Raw genomic sequence first — 17841 nt, 5'->3', positions numbered from 1 at the left:
GGTCCGGTGCCCATCATATATTTTATTAACTTAAGATTCGATTCATCAACCTGAATAATAATGGCCGCAAAAAAGAATACCGATCCTAATGAGGATAAAAAAACAACAAGCGGGACAACTAAGTCAACACCAAAGAAGAGTACCACGACAGCAAAAAAAACAACAGCTGCTAAAAAAGCACCTGTTAAGAAAAAGCCTGTGCCGAAATCTCCTAAACCTCCAGTGGATGATGATTTTGGATTAGATGACATCTCACTGGATCCCTTAGATGATGCCATTGAAATTAAGGAGATAGAACCAGCGACACCGAAAGCTGCGCCAAAGAAAAAACCAGTCGCTAAAAAGAAAGCGGCACCAAAACCTAAAACTACTCCAAAGCCCAAAGCAAAAGCGACGGTATCTAAGCCTAAACCAAAGGCAGTAAAAACAGCAACGGCAAAACCAACAGAGAAAACTGAAGTGAAGGCAGTTCCGCTGCCAGATGCAACTACAAAAGCATCAACTGTTTCAGCACCTAAAAAAGAAGAAGAAAAACCTGTAGTTCCACCAGTTAAAACTGAGCCTGCAACAACTACAGCCCCTAAGGAAGGCCCTAAAGAGGAGAAGAAAAGTAATAATACAGGTCTTGTCGTATTTATTGTTATCATTTTGGCTGCAGCAGCTGCCTATTTTTTAATATTTGATAAGGCTGAAGTAGAAGAGCCTGCTCCGCCAGTTAAAACAGAAGTAGAAGAGCAACCTGTTCAGGAAACTCCTGAGCCAGAAGAACCAGCGCCAGTTGTGGAAGAAGTTCAGGAAGTAGAGACTAAGCCTGAAATAGTAACAATTTCTGCTCCTGACGGACGTTTCTATGTTGTTATTGGTAGTTTTTTCGATGATGACCTTGCCTTGGATGAAGCGAATAAAATTGTTGCTTCGGGAATTAACGCATACATGATAGAGCCTTCGGGTGATTTTACTTTGCACAGAGTGGGTGTCGCAGTAAGTGATAGCCGTGCTGTAGCATTTGAAGAACGAGAAACACTAGTAGAAGATTACGGTCAAAATATCTGGGTATTGAAATATTAAAATGGTGATTTTACAACAATTGAATGGAGCCGACACAACAGGTGTAGCGGCAGATGGAGAAGGAACTTTATTTTTCTTTGAGTTAATTCTCAAAGGCGGGTTTTGGTTAATCCCAATCCTAGCGCTATCCATTGTAGCGATTTATATTTTCTTTGAAAGACTTAGGAACTTGAATAGAGCAGCGAAAACACCGTTCGAATTCATGGATAAGATTAAAGACTTAGTAGGTAGCGGCGATGTAAATGGCGCGAAACTTTTATGTTCCCAAACCGATTCCCCAATTGCTAAAATGATAGAAAAGGGAATACACAGAATCGGTAGCCCACTTAAAACAATTGAAGCCTCAATTGAAAATGTGGGAAAAATTGAAGTCTATAAACTAGAAAAGAACCTTTCTCTTTTAGCTACCACTGCAGGTGCTGCGCCAATGATTGGCTTTTTAGGAACTGTTTCAGGGATGATACAAGCCTTTATATCCATCGCACAAGAAGAAGGCTCAGTAAGCCCTAAATTGCTATCTACAGGTATTTATGAGGCTATGATTACCACGGCTGCAGGTCTTGTAGTAGGAATTATAGCCTACTTAGGTTATAACTACTTGGTTTCCAAGGTACAGAAGGCTATTCACTACATGGAATATACTTCAATCGACTTTATTGACTTATTACAAGAGCCGACATAATGGATATTAAATCAAAACATAAAGTAGATTCAGCATTCAGCATGTCGTCTATGACGGATATCGTGTTTTTATTATTGATATTCTTTATGCTGACATCTTCGTTCATTACGCCTTCAGGCTTAGTAGTAAACCTGCCATCTGCAGCTTCATCTTCAATCGTATTACAAAAGAACAGTCTGACCATAACAGAAGACTTACAGTACCGATTGAACCAAAAGGATATCACTGCAGATAGCTTTGAATCGGAATTGGCAAGGTTAGTGAATGGAGAAGAAGGGACCTTGAGTTTAAACATTGATCAGTCAGTTCCCGTAGGTCATATGGCAAGGGTTGGTGGAATTGCCGCCAAACTAAAGCAAAAGACAATTTTGGTAACAAAACCTGAATAGCATGTCTGAACAGGAGAAAAAGGATAAGAAATTTAGCATTATAATGACCACTGCAATTCATGCATTGGTTGTTCTGCTATTGATCATTTTAGTAGCCTGGAGTCCTCCAGATCCACCAACTCCTGAATATGGTATAGAATTGAATTTCGGTTTTGAAGAAGAAGGCGGTGGCGATGTTGAAAAAGAAGCAGAAGCACTGGCAGAAGAGTCCGAAGAAGTTACTCCACCAGATGCTGAGGTAGAAGCAGAAACAGTGGAAGTTGAAACGCAAGAAGAAATAGACCCTGTAGAAGAGGAGCAAACGGAAGTGCAAGAAGAAGTAATTCCCGATCCTGTTAAAGTTGAAGAGGTTCAAGAAGAAAAACCTGTTGTTCAAGAGGAAGTAATTGAGAAACCTGTGGTGACGCCGGTTGAAAGTGAAGTAAAAGTAGAGGAGAAGAAGGAAGAGGTAGTAGAAGAGAAAAAAGAAGAAGTTGTTCCGCCAAAGATAGTGGAAGAAGAAAAGAAAGAGGAAGTTAAGCCTGCACCAAAGCCTAAGCCTGTTTTAGATTCTAGAGCACTTATGGGTGGTAAAAAGACCAATACGGATTCTAAAAAGCCAACTTCAAACAATCAAGGTGAGTATCCTGATAAAAAAGGAAATCAAGGGAATCCTGAAGGCAATAAAGAAACCCAAGGCACCAATCCCGGCGGTGAAGATATCGGGGTAAGCTATAGTCTTGACGGATGGAAATGGGAAAGACCTCCTACTGAAAAAGACGATTCTCAGATCGATGGCATTATCAAGTTTGCGATCGATGTAGATGACAGAGGCAAAGTGTTGAACGTTTCAGTAGTACCTGGTACAACTATAAGCGACAATACCATTGTCGAATTCTATAAGAAACAAGTACTCAAGCTTAGCTTTAGGCAAACTGATACCTCCAAAGCACCTGCCCCAATTTCAAAAGGAGAAGTAACCTTTGTGATTAAAACCAACTAGAAGTTCTAGTTAATCAAGTTCAAATAATTAGTATCAGAGACATCAAAATTCACCTCTAGAATATCGCTTAAATAAGCATCGGCCATCTAGCTGAGCAAAGTGAGATGAATTAAGCTTTTCAATTCTAAAAAGTTGAGGCTTTTCGATTTTCTTAGCAAAACCGAAACATAAACACGTAAGAGCCTGCTGTTTTTTTATCAAGGATGCTAACTTTATCTTTTGCAGACAGCATAATCAATCATCCCCTTAATGAACGATCAAACTAATATTAAATGCCCCAATTGTAACACATCAATTGATGTACAAGACATACTATCCCATCAGCTGGAAGACAAATACAAACAGCAATTTCAAGAACAACTACAGGCTGAAAAGAACAAGTTTGCATCGGAATTTGAGTCTTTGAATCAAGAAAAAGCAGCATTTGAAGAAAAGAAGAAGCAAGAAAACGAGCTCTTTAAAGATAGGCTTGAAAAACAGTTAAGAGAAGATAGAAAAGGCATTGAAGAACGCTTGAAAACAAAACTTGCGGAAGAACAATCCGATCAATTTCAAACCTTACAAAAAGAACTCAACGAAAAGTCTGAGCAAATCAAAGAACTCAACCGAACTAAGGCAGAAATTGAAAAACTAAAAAGAGAAAAAAGCGAACTGAAAGAAGCCGCTGAAGCCGAAGCACAAAAGAAGCTTAATGAAACGCTATTAGGCGAAAAAGAAAAAATAAAGAAAGCCGAAGAAGAAAAGAATGAGCTGCGGTTTAAAGAAATGCAAAAACAGCTCGAAGACCAGAAACGCTTGACTGAAGAGATGAAGCGTAAGCAAGAGCAGGGCTCCATGCAATTGCAAGGCGAAGTTCAAGAATTAGCCATTGAAGAATGGCTTGCCAATCAGTTTCCTTTGGATAGTATTGAAGAAATTAAGAAAGGTGCACGCGGTGGCGATTGCATTCAAATAGTAAATACCAGAAGCATTCAAAACTGCGGTACCATTTACTATGAAAGTAAAAGAACCAAAGATTTTCAGCCTAGCTGGATTGAGAAATTTAAAGCCGATATCCGAGAAAAAGGCGCAAATATTGGCGTATTAGTTACTGAAGTTATGCCATCGGATATGGATCGTATGGGCTTGCGCGATGGTATCTGGATTTGTAACTACGATGAATTTAAAGGCCTTTGCGCAGTATTAAGAGATCAAATTGTTCAGGTGAACATTGCCGTAGGCTCGCAAGAGAACAAAGGCGATAAAATGCATATGCTTTATGACTTCTTAACAAGCAGTACTTTCAGGATGCAGGTAGAAGCCATTGTGGAAGGATTTACTTCTATGAAAAATGCCTTGGATAGTGAGAAAAGGGCGATGGCTAGAATTTGGAAAGAAAGAGAAAAACAAATCGATAAAGTGGTCAACAATACTATCGATATGTACGGATCGGTAAAAGGTATTGCAGGCAATGCGATTCAACCGGTTAAATCACTTGAATTGGATGAGGGCGATTTTAACGAAGAAATCTCTTAATTAGCCTAAGGGCACATTTACAGTATTATCTGTAACATATATTATCTTCGCGACATGAATTATCAGGAGGCGCTTGACTTTCTATTTAATGCCTTACCCATGTACCAAAGGGATGGTAAGAAGGCATTCAAGAAAGATCTTTCCAACACCCTAGATCTTTGCAAGGCACTTGGCAACCCGTATAAGAACTTCAAAAGTGTACATGTGGCAGGCACTAATGGAAAAGGCAGCTCCGCTCATATGCTTGCAGCTGTGCTTCAACAGGCCGGTTACAAAGTAGGACTCTATACTTCGCCACACTTAAAAAGCTTCACAGAACGCATTAAAATAAACGGTAGACCTATTGCTGAAGAAGAGGTTGTTGATTTTGTTGTGAAAAATAAACCCCATATCGATCGGATAAAGCCCTCATTTTTTGAAATGACCGTTGCGATGGCTTTTGATTACTTTTCTAAGGAAGAAGTTGATATAGCCGTGGTTGAAGTGGGGCTAGGCGGTAGACTAGACTCTACCAACATAATTACTCCTGAAGTTTCATTAATCACGAATATAGGATATGATCACATGGATATGTTGGGGAGCACATTGCCTGAAATTGCAGGAGAAAAGGCTGGAATTATTAAGCCAAATGTACCTGTTGTGATTAGTGAAGGCAATGATGAAATTAATCCCGTTTTTGAGAAGAAAGCCGCACAAACGAATTCTGATCTTATCTATGCCGATCGCGAGAAGAACAGTCTTAACACAGACCTAGAGGGTTTCTATCAGCGAAAGAATGTACCAGGAGTACTGACTACGCTTGATGTATTGAGCACCAACGGTTGGGATATTACTGAAGATGCCACAAAGGAAGGACTTAACAATGTTGTTGAGCTTACAGGACTAAAAGGACGTTGGCAAACTTTGAATGAATCGCCTTTAACCATCTGTGATACAGGACATAATAAAGAGGGGTTTCAGCTAATACTTGATCAAATAGCAAGTCTCTCAATACCAAATGTTCATATGGTTTTAGGTTTTGTAAATGACAAAAATGTGAAAGATCTACTCACATTAATTCCAAAAACATATCAATTGACTTTTTGTATGGCTAATATTCCAAGGGCCATGCCACTGGAACAAATAGAGCAATTGGCCAATGCCTTAGGTATTCATGCCAATTATATTGGCGATGTTAATGAGGCAATTAATAGTGTTACACCATTGGCAAATAAAGAAGACCTTGTTTTCGTAGGAGGAAGTACCTTTGTTGTAGCCGAAATTGACGGATTATAAAATGCCAAGAGCCAAGAAAAAGCGTTTTCACGAGAATAAAGAGTTGCCTAACATTTTACAGGATGGTGATGAAAATTTCAATGAGCTTAAAGGCCATTGGAATACAAAGCATTTCAAAAATGATTGGCCAATTACCGTGGAAATGGGCTGTGGCAAAGGCGAGTACACCATTGGACTAGCTAAGGTATTTAAAGAAAGAAACTTTATTGGTGTTGATATAAAAGGTGATCGCTTGTGGGTGGGGAGTAAACAAGCTATTGATCTTAAATTGGAGCAAGTGGCCTTTCTAAGGACTTTAATCCATAATATTGATGGCTTCTTTGCACCTGCAGAAATAGATACACTCTGGATCACTTTTCCTGATCCTAGGCCGAAAGACAGAGATGAGAAACGTCGTTTGACATCACCTCGGTTTTTGAATATGTACAAGGGTTTGCTCAAACCACAAGGTCAGGTATTCTTCAAAACTGATAATACTGGCCTTTTTGAATATACATTGGAGGTACTGAAAGAGAGAACCGATATTATCGATTTAGAGTATACGTTCGACCTCTATAATTCCGATTACATTGATGATCATCACGGTATTAAAACGAATTTTGAACAGAAATATCTTGATTTGGGAGAACCAATTAAATACATGAAATTCAGGTTTAAGAGATGAAATCAGATACAATCTTCGGAACAAAAGTTAATTGGCTAACAACCGCATACCTTGTCATTTTTGGTGTTGTTCTAGTTATGACGGCCCACGGCGACATTGTCCTATGGTTCAATAAGAATCATAATAATACACTCGATTTATTCTTCAAATACTGGACATATCTGGGCGATGGCGTGCTTTTGGGTGTTTTAGGCTTGGTTTTATTGTTGACCAATTATTATCGTTTTCTGATGTTCATTATTGCAGTTGCGTTCCAGACAGTGTTTGTACATATTTTCAAGCAATGGCTTTCGGCAGGTGAACCAAGACCTAAAACTTTCTTTGCAGATCAGATTGAGGTCTTGAATTTTGTAGAAGGGGTAACCGTAAGAGGATACGACAGTTTTCCATCTGGACATACGGCATCTGGTTTTACACTCTTCTTCTTTTTAATACTCATCATTAAAAATGAATGGGCAAGGGTAGCACTATTTATTACCGCTGTTTTAGTAGGTTTTTCTAGAGTATACTTACTTCAACACTTTGCACGAGATATCTATGTGGGAAGTCTCTTTGGTATTTTATCTGTATTATTGGCCTACCGGATTTTCAAGAAACAATCGGATAACGAGAAGCTGAAAGGTGGCTTGATCAAGCGATAAGACTATTTCGATCTATCCCATTTCATGATCAACGAAGTAGGATTTTCGAACATATCGCGCGCTTCTGCCTGATAAATAAGTCCAGAAATTTGTTCTAATTCATCACGATAAGTAGTTCTGGAAATTACATAGCCCTTATCATAGGTATTGACAATCTTTCTAATTTCTTCTAGATCTACAAAGCGAGTTACTTCCCTTTCTAATTCAAAAATAAAGGCTGCATTTACCCTTTGATAGGAGATAATTTTGGCGTTTCTATCCATTTCAGGCACTAATTGTCTAACTGGATTCTTCGCGTCGACTTCAGGAAAAATAACAGAAAAGAACAGAATGATCATGACTATCCATGCTGAAACATTTACACGGAGCACCGTATGAATATCCCTTTTTACAAAGGCAAAATACAGCATGAGTATACCCGCTAATGATAGTAGGGTGAAATAGTAACTCAAATCAGTCAGTCCAAAAATCGTTTTGTCTTGCGCTATTCCAAAGTAAATACCCACTGGAAAGCCAATTAAGAAAATGCAGTAGCTTATCAGCCCAATGCGATTGCCTAAGCTATCAAACCACTTATTAGTTAATTGATGGATATATACCCCAACCAATACCGCTAAAACAGGGTAGGCCGGCACCGTATAGTTTGGTAGCTTCGTGCTTGACGAAGCAAAGAAAATAACAATAAAAGCGAACGCGATACCACAATACAATAAGGCGTCATTACTTCTGTTTTTCCAAGTGTGCTTTAGTGATTGGAATACAAAAGGCAAATAAGTCATCATCCCAAGCACGAAAACAAAGGCGAAAGTTAATAGGAAAAGCCCTTCATGACCTTCCATTGCCTCAGAATAACGTGATAAATTATGTTTAAAGAAAAAGTCATCAGTCCATTGACCATCGGTGGCCATATGCACTTTATAATACCATGGAAATGCTACTAGTAAGGACAGCGCAATGCCTCCAAAAGGTTGAAGCCTCCAGATGGTTTTCCAATTAAAGTCTCTATTGAGAATGAGAAATAGCAATGCTGTAGCACCCGGTAAGGCTACAGCAATTGGTCCTTTAGTCAGAATTCCAAACCCAATGGCGAAATAATAGGCGAGAAGCTGCCATTTATTCCCTGTTTTGTAAGCTTCATAAAAAGAATAAAACGCCCACGTAATGAAAAAGATCAAATACGGATCGGGAACCGACATATGAAACTGGAAATTAAAATGCAGCGAAGCAATAAGCACTAATGCTGCACTTACTGCAGCTTTTTCATTGAAATTCTTTTTAACGAAAAGAAAGGTGATTAGAATGGTTAACACACCCATTAGAGAAGAAAAGAATCTTGCTCCAAAAGCATTTACGCCAAAAATGCTGTAGCCAGCAGACATAAAATAGTAATGAAGAGAAGGCTTGTCTGTCCTCAATTCGCCATTATAATAAGGCACTATATAATCACCAGAAACGAACATTGCACGAGCTGCTTCTGCATTTTTCGCCTCATCTAAAGCATAAACATCTAAGCCACCGATATTCGCGTAAGAAACGGCTATGGCTAAGGCAATAATTATCGCAAGTGAAAGATGTTTGCTCATGAATTGGCAAAGCTAAACAATTGTCTGTTATTCAATACCAGTCGCTTCAATTGAAGTATAAAAACCTTTTAGGTATTTGAGATAGAACTCATTTACTTTGCAGTTCAAATTTAGAGTATGAAGCTATCGGTTGTAGTTACCGTTTACAACGAGGAAGATAATGTCATTCCATTGTGCCAGAAAGAATACGAGGCGCTTGAAGGTATAGACTATGAGTTAATTTTAGTGGACGATGGTTCTACGGATAAAACCGTTGAGAATGCCAAGTCCGTCGCCAATGAGCGAACTCAACTCCTGATATTCAATAAAAACTATGGTCAGAGTACTGCAATGTCAGCTGGAATTGCAGCCGCCAAGGGTGAGTTCATAGTAACCATGGATGGTGACTTGCAGAATGACCCTGCGGATATTCCTAAAATGATGGCCAAACTTGAGGAATCAGGCATGGACGTGGTAGCAGGAGTAAGGGCAAATAGAAAAGATGGCTTTGTACTTCGAAAATTCCCAAGTAAGATTGCCAATTGGATTATTCGTAATACTACTGATGTTAGACTTACTGATTATGGCTGTTCGCTGAGAATTTACAAAAGCGATATTGCTAAAAATCTGGGTTTATATGGCGAATTGCACCGTTTCATTCCAGTTTTAGCTAAACTGCAAGGCGCTAAAATGACCGAAGTAGATGTGAATCACCATGCTAGAATTCATGGTGAATCTAAATACGGCATTAACAGAACCTTTAAGGTAATGGCCGACCTTATTCTGATGATTTTCTTCCAGAAATACTTCAGAAGACCAATGCATTTATTTGGTGGATTAGGCATTATCACGTTCGCTTTGGGCTTTATGATCGATTTATACCTCGTGATTTACAAATTTGTTACAGGAGCAGATATTTGGGGAAGACCACTACTACTTCTTGGGAGTATCATGATTTTAGCGGGTATTCAGTTTATTACGGTGGGAATTATCGCTGAATTGATGATGAGAACGTACTTTGAGTCTCAAAATAAGACAGTCTATCGCCTGAAAGAAACCTACATTGGACAAGCGAGTTAAGAAAGGACTTAAACTAACGCTTCAAATAGCAATTGCCGCTTTTGCCATTTACTATGTGGTAGACGAAATAGATGTAGAAGAACTTAAATCAAGTCTTTTAAAAGCAAATATTGGTTGGTTACTACTGGCTCTATTAGCTTTTAATGCTTCTAAGATTCTAAGTGCTATTCGGTTAAATCACTTCTTTAAAGCCATTGAAATCAGGCTGAGTGAAATTTATAATCTGAAGCTTTACTATTTAGGTATGCTGTATAATCAGTTTTTGCCAGGAGGAATAGGAGGCGATGGTTACAAAGTCTATCTCCTCAATAAAATTTACAAGAAACCAGTCAAGCAACTATTAGCGGCCACGCTTTTGGATAGAATTAGCGGGGTAGTGGCGCTTGGATTCCTTGGCTGTGGACTTGGGTTACTCGGTACGGCGTATGATGCTTTAGAAGGTTATGGTTTTCTGCTTTGGCTGGGTTTAGTACTAGCCTTTCCTGCCTATTACGTTATGGTACATTATATCTTTCCGACGTATAAAAAAGTAAGTCATATCACAAACATCCAAGCCATTGGCGTACAGTCTTTACAAGTGCTTTGCGCTTTTCTTATCCTTAAATCGTTAGGAGTAGAAACAGGGTATGTAGACTATTTTACACTCTTTTTACTTTCATCAGTTTTAGCGGCTTTACCTATATCACTGCCCGGTGGTTTTGGGGTGCGAGAACTTACAATGACCATTGGCTATGAAATTTTTCTATTGAATGAATCAGCTTCAGTAGCCTTAGCATCGCTGTTTTTCTTAATTACACTTGTAAGCTCATTAATAGGGATAGCCTATTTGAAAATCGGTAAAGTGGAAACTATTCCCGATGCCACCACACCCAAGCAATAAGAATCGGGTGAATCACTAACAATCTTGCCCAAGCTACCCAGGCAGCAACACATAAGCCTTCATGTACACAACCGCCTAACTGTATAAAATAGATGTGCGCAGGTATAAACGCGATGAGCATTAGGATAATCAGAACGGAAGAAATTCTGCGTGTAGGCTTATAAAGGAGTCCAAAAGCCAATGCAATTTCAGCCACTCCACTAATGACGTTAATGGGTTTTACCCAAGGCAAATATGCTGGAATTAACGGGTAATAAAAGTCAGGATCGATGAAATGATTGGCGCCTGCAAACAGATAAAATCCTACAATAATTAGCAATGAAACAGATTTGAGTCTCGATTTAGTCTCAGGTTTCATTACACTTTTCTAATAAGTAAGCACTGTCGCTGTACCTTTTCCGATTTCCGTTACGCTTACAATAAAAATCTTACTGAAATCACTTTCAGATAATTGCTTGAACTGATCTTTACCAATCAGTGCATTCACAACACTTGGCGTAGTATTAGAATGACCAGATATCACAATAGTTTTTCCTCTGTGTGCTTTCATAATATCTTCTAAAAAAGCAGCGCTTCTCGGGTCATAAATGTTTATTTCAAGACCTTTAGCATCTGCAATTGGCTTAACAGTGCTTTTTGTACGCTTATAAGGGGAAGAGTATAATGCGGCAATATCAGCCTGGCCAAGCATGGCATTTAAGGCAGCAGCTCTTTTTACCCCTGCTTCAGAAAGGCTAGGGTCTCTAGGGTCGTCTTTTGATTTTTCTGCATGACGCACCAAAATAAAGGTAGTCACCTCATCTTGGGCAAAAAGTTGAGCGGAAGAAATTACAAGAAAGCAAAGAAGAAAGAGTCGTTTCATATTTATTGATTTATAGCTCAATTTAATAGGAACTACCACAAGAAACTTCTAAAGGGAGTTTTTTTATAAGAGTGGCGAATAGTTTACTCCGCGAGATCATCAATTTCTAACACTTCAAGAATATCAGCCAATTCATCAAAGTCTTTATAGCCTGGTCTTATTTCATCACCACCTTTAAGTAAAATGCCTTTGGGCTTATTCGTTTCGAGCATAGCTAATACAGTGTCCGCATTAAAACCTTCAGCTAGCACAAAAGGGAAGGAGACGTCTATTAAATCAGGGGTAGAAATCGTTCCGTTCAAAATAACATAGGAAAGGCTTTTACCAGATGCATCCCATGCTGCTTGAGCTATTTCAATAGAATCGGCATTGAAAATTACCTTCAGATTTAAGGCGATCGCTGCTTTTACCTGACTTAGATGACTTATTTGAATACCATTTAGGTTGTAGCTTTTTGTAGTCTCTACAAGATCAGTGGTTTCAGAAAGTACCTCACCAACGAATTCAACGCCTGAAAGCCAATCAGTCATTTCCTTAAACTTGTCAGGATCGGTGTAGTTCGAGTTTTCAGCCTCAATATTAAAACCTAACTCATTTACCTCCATTCCCGCGCAATACCGAGCGTCGCTGAGGTTATTAATGCCGCTTACAACTACAAATGTTTTTAAAGCCATTCTTTAATCCGTCTACTTGAAATTTTGCCCAAAAATAATAGAATTTGATAGTAATACATGTGCTTTTGAGCCTATAGTCGTTTTGATTTCAAGAAATGTAAAGTATCAATCAGGAAAAATTAGGGTCTTTTTTAAGACACTTGTAGTCCAATTAAGAAGTTTGATAATAAGGAACGCTAAGAATAGTTGTTTCTCGTTATTTAATCATTCCCTAAACCTGTTAATTTTACATTAATGCGATTGAAATTTCAATTCCTATTGTTCCTTGCACTAGTCACCACTTATGCCTGCAGTACAGGTGATGACGCACCCGCCGAACCACCATTAGATCCGGACTTGGGAAAAACATATTTCTTTCTAGAACCAAACAAGTTTCGCGAGTACGATGTATATGAAATTCGCTATACGGCTGTAGAAATTAGTGATACACTGGAATATCAGTTAAGAGAAGAAGTGGACGAACCATTTACAGTGAATGGTGTAGAATCTAGAATAATACGTCGCCTGACGAGAACTCAAAGTACTGACCCATGGCTCTTAGATTCTATCTGGACTGCTAGGGTGGAAGCTGGAAGAGCCGTGTCAGTAGAAAACAATATACCCTTGCAGAAAATGGTGTTTCCTGTTGATACGACTCGAAGGTGGGACAGGAACCTACTCAATGGGCAAGAAGCACTCACACAAAAGTATTTGTCTTTTAATGAGCCCTTTACGCAAGGGTTTAATACATTTTTAAGAGCGACAGAAATTCAAGTAAGTGACGATAATGACGAAAATGCTGCAGGATTAGCCATCACATTCAGAGATGAACGCACTGAAGTTTATGCTGATAGTATCGGATTGGTACGGAAAGAATACCGACAGGTGAAATTCTGTTCAGTTGGACCATGTGCCAACCAAGAAATAGTGCAGTCAGGTCGTTACTATTTGGAAACACTGATAGCACACGGCACCACTAATGAAGCAGGTAACTAGTTTATTTATACTCTTCCTCACTTTATCACTTAGCCTTCATGGTCAAGAACAATACATGGTCTTTTTTAAAGACAAGGCCAATACTACATATTCAACAAACAGACCATTAGAATTTCTTTCAGAGCGATCTGTTTCTCGACGATTGAAGCATAATGTCGCTGTTTCGGAAGAAGATATTCCTGTTAATAAAACCTACGTAACTCGAGTGGCCGCTTTAGGCGTAGAAACTTTCTTCACCACCCGTTGGATGAACGCTGTACTAGTTCAAATGGAAGATGCTTTTGTGAATGATGTTTTGGCCTTAAGTTTTGTTGACCGGGTTGAACTGGTTTCCCCAAATGCAATACTTTCTCAACGGCCCAGTGAAAGGGCAGACACAGAGGAATCACCCATAGAACCGCCAAGAGTAGAAAGGTTGCAATATCAAATGTTAGGCATCAACGACATGCACGCCGCTGGTTATAAAGGAGCAGGCGTTATGGTAGCCATTTTTGATTCTGGTTTTGAAAATTACACTTCAATTCCCGCCTTTAATCATATACTAGAACAGAATCGATTAGCTCATACTTTCAACTATGTAGATAATAATGCGAATGTAGATAACCGATATGATCATGGGCTTCGCGTATTATCAATTCTTGGTGCCGATGGAGAAATGATCGGTGCGGTACCTGAGGCAACTTTTGTACTGGCTGTTACGGAAAACGAAGCCAGTGAATACCGTATTGAAGAATATAATTGGCTTTTTGCCGCTGAAATGGCCGATAGTATCGGAGTTGATGTAATCAATACGTCCCTAGGTTATAGCGAATTCGATGATGCTTCAATGGATTATTTAGAGTCGCAAATGGATGGCAGCACCACTGTAATTACCAGAGCATCGAATCTAGCTGCTTCCAAAGGCATACTTTTAGTAAATAGTGCTGGGAATCAAAGAACCAGTTCTTGGCAGTCGGTGACAGCCCCGGCAGATAGTGAAAATGTATTAGCGGTAGGTGCGATTAATAGTACAGAATCGCTAGCTAGTTTCAGTAGTTCGGGTCCAACTGCAGATAATAGAATAAAACCAGACGTAGTGGCATTAGGAGTCAATACTCAATTATTGACTTCCTCCAATTCAATTGCCTTTCAAAGCGGAACCTCTTTTTCTTCGCCCTTAATTGCTGGCCTTTCGGCAGGGCTTGTTCAGGCCTTTCCAGAAAAGACCAACCTAGAATTAATGGATATCATTAGGCAGTCAGCAGATAGGGCAGAAGCCCCGGATCAGGATTTCGGATACGGAATTCCATTCTTCGAAACCGCTGCTAAAATTGCTGATGCAGCATTAATACCGATAGAAGAAGGAGTTATCGCTTATCCCAATCCTACAGACTTAACATACCTAACGCTAAGTTTTAGCGAGGCTTTCTTTGGGGAAGACATTAGTGTGAATGTGGTGAATAGCAATGGATCGACCGTTGAACGATTTTCTTTTACCCCGAACTTATTCAACAATAAGCAGCAAATTGACCTATCGAAAGTTCGGCCAGGTCTTTTACTGGTTCGTCTCGTTACCCCAGATGGTTTAATCACGAAAAAGATCATTAAGACCAGATAAGTTTATTGGTCAATATTGGATTATATTTGAATAATGAATGCTCCGATAATCGCCCCATCTATTTTAGCAGCAGACTTTGCCAATCTACAGGAAGACGTAGAAATGCTAAACCAAAGTCAAGCCGACTGGATCCATATTGATATCATGGATGGCCTGTTTGTTCCAAATATTTCATTTGGCTTACCGGTTTGTGAAGCTATTAATAGGCACGCGCACAAACCCTTAGATGTTCATTTAATGATAGAGAAGCCTGAGAATTACTTAAAGGCTTTTCGCGATGTTGGTGCTGCAAACCTGACGATTCATTATGAAGCAACGAATCATTTGCATAGAGCGCTTCAAGAAATAAAAGCTTTGGATTGTAGGGCAGGAGTGGCCATAAATCCACATACCAATGTTCAATTACTAGAAGATACAATCAAGGATATCGATTTGGTATGTATAATGTCTGTAAACCCAGGTTTCGGAGGGCAAAAATTTATTGATAACACCTATAAGAAGGTTCGGCAGCTTAAAGAGATTATTGCTGAAAACAATGCGAGTACTCAAATTGAAATAGACGGAGGCGTTAACATCAACAATGCACCCAAATTACTAGAAGCAGGAGCAGATATTCTAGTAGCAGGTAGCTTTGTATTTAAATCTGTCGATCCTCAAGCTACTATTCAAGAACTCAAGAGCATCTAACTTAAAATAGTCTCCAGTTCGGCTACAACCTTTTTACTGTTACCAATAAAAATCTGATCATCGATAATAAAGACAGGGCGCTTTAAAAATGTATACTCATCCAGTATAAAACCTTTCAAGTCCGTTTCACTTAAAGTTCTTTCGTGCAACCCATTGGCACGGTATTTTCTAGCCACTTTACTGAACAAACTTTCGTAGGAACCCGAAAGCGCATACATTTCTTCAATTTGTTCGGTGGTAATGGATTCAGTTTTAATATCCTGTTTTTCAAAACCTTCAAGGTTGAGGCTTTTCATGATTCTTTTACAAGTATCGCAAGTGGATAGGTAGTATACTTTACGCATGATTGAATTTTATTCGTCAAATATTGGACACTAGGCCTAAAATTATTGCCTTAAATCGAAATTTGACAAACTTTCGCTTGTATGTTTTCGACAATTCCTTTGTTTTGTATCGCTGTATTAAGCAACTAAACTACAAACTATCTGAAGAGAAGGATTGACTACCCTTTCTTTTAACTAAAATTTAAAATTGAAATGAGAAGATTAAAGAATACCGTATTATTAACCATGCTGTTTTCAGCTATGGCATTTAGTACTGTAAGTGCGCAGGATTTCACTGACCAAGAGGTAAAAGATTATGCTATTATTTTAATGGCCCAAAAGTCTATTACTGAAAAAATTAGCCCACTAGTAAATGGCTACATTGCTCAGCAAGAAGGTATTGATGGTAAAAGATATGATGCTTTAAATAAAGCTGCTAAAGGCGATGTCTCTAAATTACCTGCTGACGCTACTGACTTAGAAAAAGGTTTCTATGGTCAGATGCAAAAGCTTGTAAAAGCAAGAACTAAAGCTGCTGGAACAGTAGTGAGCAACCTAGCAAAGTATTCTTTAGGTGCTAAACAGTACAATGCTATTAAGAAAGCTTATAAAAGCGATAGTGCTTTAAAAGCAAAAGTAGACGGCATTATGGCCGCTATGTAAGAAGAACCTTAATCAACCTTAATATATTCTAAAACGAAAGAGACTGCATTTTGCAGTCTTTTTTTATGCCTTCCATAATAATTGCCTTAGTTTACCATTAAATAAGAAACAAAGAGCCATTGCCTAGAAAGCGCACTTTATTACTACTCATTTTTTTTACTTGTTTTTCGGCATTCCAGGCTGAGGCACAACTCTTTAAGAGGAAAAATAAGAAGGCCAATGTTGATGCTTTTGTTCTAGAAGAGGCACCAGACCCAGAAAAACAGAAGAGACAAGCCGAAAGAAGGTTAGTCAACCCACTGAGAAAATTTGCTAATCGTTTCAATTTTAGCATCGAAAAAGGCTTTGGATACTTTACTTATAGCAACACATTCACCGATGCTTCCATTATACGCGACCCAAGAGGAGATCAGCTCTACATTGTGCCCCTCGATCAGGAAGACGGTACCACAAGCCCTATAAATGCCTATAACAACTGGTTTAATGACATTACGCCAATAGGAATTGAGCGAATCGACGACGATAGCCATATCGTACGGTCAGATACCGTTGATTTTCGATATAGTAATTCGGGAAATATTAACCCCCTAACATTCCGCTTATCATTCAGTATCAAAAAACTCGATAAGCAACATTTCGAAACTACAAAGGAGAAAATCTATACCGATGAAGACTTGGTTAGAATAGGGGGAGGAATCAGTTTTGGCAATCTAAATTTCGATGCAACATCTACGCAAGATGTTGCTAGCGCCTTAAGAGGCTTTAATCTGCCAAGGACCAAACTCAGTACAACCAAAATCTTTGGCTCCGTAAGCTATAACTTCTATACCCTAGGAGACTATTCCATCCATGCCGATGTATTAGGCGGTGTCTGGAAGATAAAAAGCAGTCATGCCAACAATGACCTCATCACTTACGACCCATTTTTCAACGTAGGTATTATGTTTCAGCAGAAATTCTCGAAGTATTTTAAAGCTTACATCAGGTCTTCGTTCGAGTTAAGAAGTTATACCATTGCAAACGATCAGATTTCAACCCAACATAAGTTTTCATTATTCAGCATAGACTTAGGTTTACTGCTCAAATACCCAACATATCCTAGAAATAAGTACCAAGCCGATCAGGTACAATTAGAGCATGTTTTCGATGGAAAAATCTACCGGGGAAGGCCTTTTTATAGGAAACAGAACCCACGATATGGTCAAAATAGAGTCCGTAGAAAACCGAGAGGATACTCATTCGCCAAACCCAAGAAAAAGAAGTCGAAGAAAGGTAATTAAAGCATTAGTTTTTGACCTTCAAAACCGATTATTTTTGGTATC

The 17841-nt window shown here is 38.9% G+C and carries 20 protein-coding genes; 15 read left to right on the top strand and 5 right to left on the bottom strand.

Going from position 1 to position 17841, the window contains the following annotated elements:
* Positions 1–60 precede the first annotated feature (60 nt).
* The 8 genes from JXQ92_RS05090 to JXQ92_RS05055 all read left to right on the top strand — a co-directional run bounded on the left by JXQ92_RS05090 (position 61) and on the right by JXQ92_RS05055 (position 7216).
* Complete coding sequence (locus tag JXQ92_RS05090; protein ID WP_421985510.1) at positions 61–1068, top strand: hypothetical protein; 1008 nt, start codon at positions 61–63, stop codon at positions 1066–1068.
* 1 nt (position 1069) lies between these two features.
* Entirely contained in the window at positions 1070–1750 is a 681-nt protein-coding gene (locus tag JXQ92_RS05085; RefSeq protein ID WP_421985509.1) for a MotA/TolQ/ExbB proton channel family protein, read from the top strand.
* Positions 1750–2139, top strand: a complete 390-nt coding sequence (locus tag JXQ92_RS05080) for an ExbD/TolR family protein (protein ID WP_421985508.1) — start codon at positions 1750–1752, stop codon at positions 2137–2139. Before JXQ92_RS05085 ends, JXQ92_RS05080 begins: the two co-directional genes overlap by 1 nt.
* A gap of 1 nt (position 2140) precedes the next feature.
* Complete coding sequence (locus JXQ92_RS05075) at positions 2141–3121, top strand: hypothetical protein (RefSeq protein ID WP_421985507.1); 981 nt, start codon at positions 2141–2143, stop codon at positions 3119–3121.
* 249 nt (positions 3122–3370) lie between these two features.
* A complete protein-coding gene (locus JXQ92_RS05070; RefSeq protein ID WP_421985506.1) occupies positions 3371–4636 on the top strand; it encodes a DUF2130 domain-containing protein in 1266 nt (421 codons plus the stop codon).
* Positions 4637–4690: 54 nt separating this feature from the next.
* A complete protein-coding gene (locus JXQ92_RS05065) occupies positions 4691–5911 on the top strand; it encodes a bifunctional folylpolyglutamate synthase/dihydrofolate synthase (protein ID WP_421985505.1) in 1221 nt (406 codons plus the stop codon).
* A 1-nt stretch (position 5912) separates the two neighbouring features.
* Positions 5913–6575 (top strand): tRNA (guanosine(46)-N7)-methyltransferase TrmB, encoded by a 663-nt coding sequence (gene trmB, locus JXQ92_RS05060; RefSeq protein ID WP_421985504.1) that lies wholly within the window; start codon positions 5913–5915, stop codon positions 6573–6575.
* The gene (locus JXQ92_RS05055) at positions 6572–7216 is read left to right on the top strand and encodes a phosphatase PAP2 family protein (protein WP_421985503.1); all 645 of its coding nucleotides are present in this window, start codon (positions 6572–6574) and stop codon (positions 7214–7216) included. Before trmB ends, JXQ92_RS05055 begins: the two co-directional genes overlap by 4 nt.
* Before the next feature lie 2 nt (positions 7217–7218).
* Here the strand turns inward: JXQ92_RS05055 and JXQ92_RS05050 are convergent, their stop codons facing one another.
* Positions 7219–8799, bottom strand: coding sequence for an ArnT family glycosyltransferase (locus tag JXQ92_RS05050; protein ID WP_421985502.1), 1581 nt, complete (start codon positions 8797–8799; stop codon positions 7219–7221).
* Between the two features lie 117 nt (positions 8800–8916).
* Here JXQ92_RS05050 and JXQ92_RS05045 point away from each other — a divergent pair, with 117 nt between their 5' ends.
* Together JXQ92_RS05045 and JXQ92_RS05040 are read left to right on the top strand one after the other, a co-directional pair.
* Entirely contained in the window at positions 8917–9858 is a 942-nt protein-coding gene (locus tag JXQ92_RS05045; RefSeq protein WP_421985501.1) for a glycosyltransferase family 2 protein, read from the top strand.
* Positions 9842–10738: a lysylphosphatidylglycerol synthase transmembrane domain-containing protein gene (locus JXQ92_RS05040; RefSeq protein WP_421985500.1), complete on the top strand. Its 897-nt coding sequence runs from the start codon at positions 9842–9844 to the stop codon at positions 10736–10738. Before JXQ92_RS05045 ends, JXQ92_RS05040 begins: the two co-directional genes overlap by 17 nt.
* Here the strand turns inward: JXQ92_RS05040 and JXQ92_RS05035 are convergent.
* The 3 genes from JXQ92_RS05035 to JXQ92_RS05025 form a co-directional block, all read right to left on the bottom strand.
* Positions 10707–11096, bottom strand: a complete 390-nt coding sequence (locus JXQ92_RS05035) for a hypothetical protein (protein WP_421985499.1) — start codon at positions 11094–11096, stop codon at positions 10707–10709. The genes JXQ92_RS05040 and JXQ92_RS05035 overlap by 32 nt on opposite strands.
* A 9-nt stretch (positions 11097–11105) precedes the next feature.
* The gene (locus JXQ92_RS05030; protein ID WP_421985498.1) at positions 11106–11600 is read right to left on the bottom strand and encodes a SixA phosphatase family protein; all 495 of its coding nucleotides are present in this window, start codon (positions 11598–11600) and stop codon (positions 11106–11108) included.
* 83 nt (positions 11601–11683) lie between these two features.
* Positions 11684–12274 carry a phosphoribosylanthranilate isomerase gene (locus JXQ92_RS05025; protein WP_421985497.1) on the bottom strand — a complete coding sequence of 197 codons (591 nt, stop codon included), beginning with the start codon at positions 12272–12274 and terminating at the stop codon, positions 11684–11686.
* Between the two features lie 234 nt (positions 12275–12508).
* Here JXQ92_RS05025 and JXQ92_RS05020 point away from each other — a divergent pair, with 234 nt between their 5' ends.
* From JXQ92_RS05020 to rpe, 3 genes are read left to right on the top strand one after another with little or no spacing between them, the layout of a single operon-like run.
* Positions 12509–13249, top strand: a complete 741-nt coding sequence (locus tag JXQ92_RS05020; RefSeq protein ID WP_421985496.1) for a hypothetical protein — start codon at positions 12509–12511, stop codon at positions 13247–13249.
* Entirely contained in the window at positions 13233–14846 is a 1614-nt protein-coding gene (locus tag JXQ92_RS05015; protein ID WP_421985495.1) for a S8 family serine peptidase, read from the top strand. Before JXQ92_RS05020 ends, JXQ92_RS05015 begins: the two co-directional genes overlap by 17 nt.
* A gap of 33 nt (positions 14847–14879) precedes the next feature.
* Positions 14880–15533 (top strand): ribulose-phosphate 3-epimerase, encoded by a 654-nt coding sequence (rpe, locus tag JXQ92_RS05010; protein ID WP_421985494.1) that lies wholly within the window; start codon positions 14880–14882, stop codon positions 15531–15533.
* Here the strand turns inward: rpe and JXQ92_RS05005 are convergent.
* The gene (locus JXQ92_RS05005; protein ID WP_421985493.1) at positions 15530–15877 is read right to left on the bottom strand and encodes an arsenate reductase family protein; all 348 of its coding nucleotides are present in this window, start codon (positions 15875–15877) and stop codon (positions 15530–15532) included. The two genes, rpe and JXQ92_RS05005, sit on opposite strands and share 4 nt — an antisense overlap.
* 192 nt (positions 15878–16069) lie before the next feature.
* On the opposite strand from JXQ92_RS05005, the gene JXQ92_RS05000 reads away from it, so the two are divergent.
* Together JXQ92_RS05000 and JXQ92_RS04995 are read left to right on the top strand one after the other, a co-directional pair.
* Complete coding sequence (locus JXQ92_RS05000; protein WP_421985492.1) at positions 16070–16519, top strand: hypothetical protein; 450 nt, start codon at positions 16070–16072, stop codon at positions 16517–16519.
* A 119-nt stretch (positions 16520–16638) separates the two neighbouring features.
* Positions 16639–17799 carry a hypothetical protein gene (locus JXQ92_RS04995; protein WP_421985491.1) on the top strand — a complete coding sequence of 387 codons (1161 nt, stop codon included), beginning with the start codon at positions 16639–16641 and terminating at the stop codon, positions 17797–17799.
* Positions 17800–17841 lie beyond the last annotated feature (42 nt).

This window comes from Roseivirga sp. (assembly GCF_049099775.1).
Classification (GTDB): domain Bacteria; phylum Bacteroidota; class Bacteroidia; order Cytophagales; family Cyclobacteriaceae; genus Roseivirga.
This window is presented reverse-complemented; position numbering and strand designations above follow the sequence as displayed.

What these genes read in the sequence shown, in the direction of transcription:
- JXQ92_RS05080 (WP_421985508.1), top strand. Translation starts at nt 1,750, where the DNA reads ATGGATATTAAATCAAAACATAAAGTAGATTCAGCATTCAGCATGTCG.
- JXQ92_RS05020 (WP_421985496.1), top strand. Translation starts at nt 12,509, where the DNA reads ATGCGATTGAAATTTCAATTCCTATTGTTCCTTGCACTAGTCACCACT.
- JXQ92_RS05000 (WP_421985492.1), top strand. Translation starts at nt 16,070, where the DNA reads ATGAGAAGATTAAAGAATACCGTATTATTAACCATGCTGTTTTCAGCT.
- JXQ92_RS05070 (WP_421985506.1), top strand. Translation starts at nt 3,371, where the DNA reads ATGAACGATCAAACTAATATTAAATGCCCCAATTGTAACACATCAATT.
- JXQ92_RS05015 (WP_421985495.1), top strand. Translation starts at nt 13,233, where the DNA reads ATGAAGCAGGTAACTAGTTTATTTATACTCTTCCTCACTTTATCACTT.
- JXQ92_RS05025 (WP_421985497.1), bottom strand. Translation starts at nt 12,274, where the DNA reads ATGGCTTTAAAAACATTTGTAGTTGTAAGCGGCATTAATAACCTCAGC.
- trmB (WP_421985504.1), top strand. Translation starts at nt 5,913, where the DNA reads ATGCCAAGAGCCAAGAAAAAGCGTTTTCACGAGAATAAAGAGTTGCCT.
- JXQ92_RS05050 (WP_421985502.1), bottom strand. Translation starts at nt 8,799, where the DNA reads ATGAGCAAACATCTTTCACTTGCGATAATTATTGCCTTAGCCATAGCC.
- JXQ92_RS05090 (WP_421985510.1), top strand. Translation starts at nt 61, where the DNA reads ATGGCCGCAAAAAAGAATACCGATCCTAATGAGGATAAAAAAACAACA.
- JXQ92_RS05035 (WP_421985499.1), bottom strand. Translation starts at nt 11,096, where the DNA reads ATGAAACCTGAGACTAAATCGAGACTCAAATCTGTTTCATTGCTAATT.
- JXQ92_RS05030 (WP_421985498.1), bottom strand. Translation starts at nt 11,600, where the DNA reads ATGAAACGACTCTTTCTTCTTTGCTTTCTTGTAATTTCTTCCGCTCAA.
- JXQ92_RS05085 (WP_421985509.1), top strand. Translation starts at nt 1,070, where the DNA reads ATGGTGATTTTACAACAATTGAATGGAGCCGACACAACAGGTGTAGCG.
- JXQ92_RS05055 (WP_421985503.1), top strand. Translation starts at nt 6,572, where the DNA reads ATGAAATCAGATACAATCTTCGGAACAAAAGTTAATTGGCTAACAACC.
- JXQ92_RS05045 (WP_421985501.1), top strand. Translation starts at nt 8,917, where the DNA reads ATGAAGCTATCGGTTGTAGTTACCGTTTACAACGAGGAAGATAATGTC.
- rpe (WP_421985494.1), top strand. Translation starts at nt 14,880, where the DNA reads ATGAATGCTCCGATAATCGCCCCATCTATTTTAGCAGCAGACTTTGCC.
- JXQ92_RS05075 (WP_421985507.1), top strand. Translation starts at nt 2,141, where the DNA reads ATGTCTGAACAGGAGAAAAAGGATAAGAAATTTAGCATTATAATGACC.
- JXQ92_RS05065 (WP_421985505.1), top strand. Translation starts at nt 4,691, where the DNA reads ATGAATTATCAGGAGGCGCTTGACTTTCTATTTAATGCCTTACCCATG.
- JXQ92_RS05005 (WP_421985493.1), bottom strand. Translation starts at nt 15,877, where the DNA reads ATGCGTAAAGTATACTACCTATCCACTTGCGATACTTGTAAAAGAATC.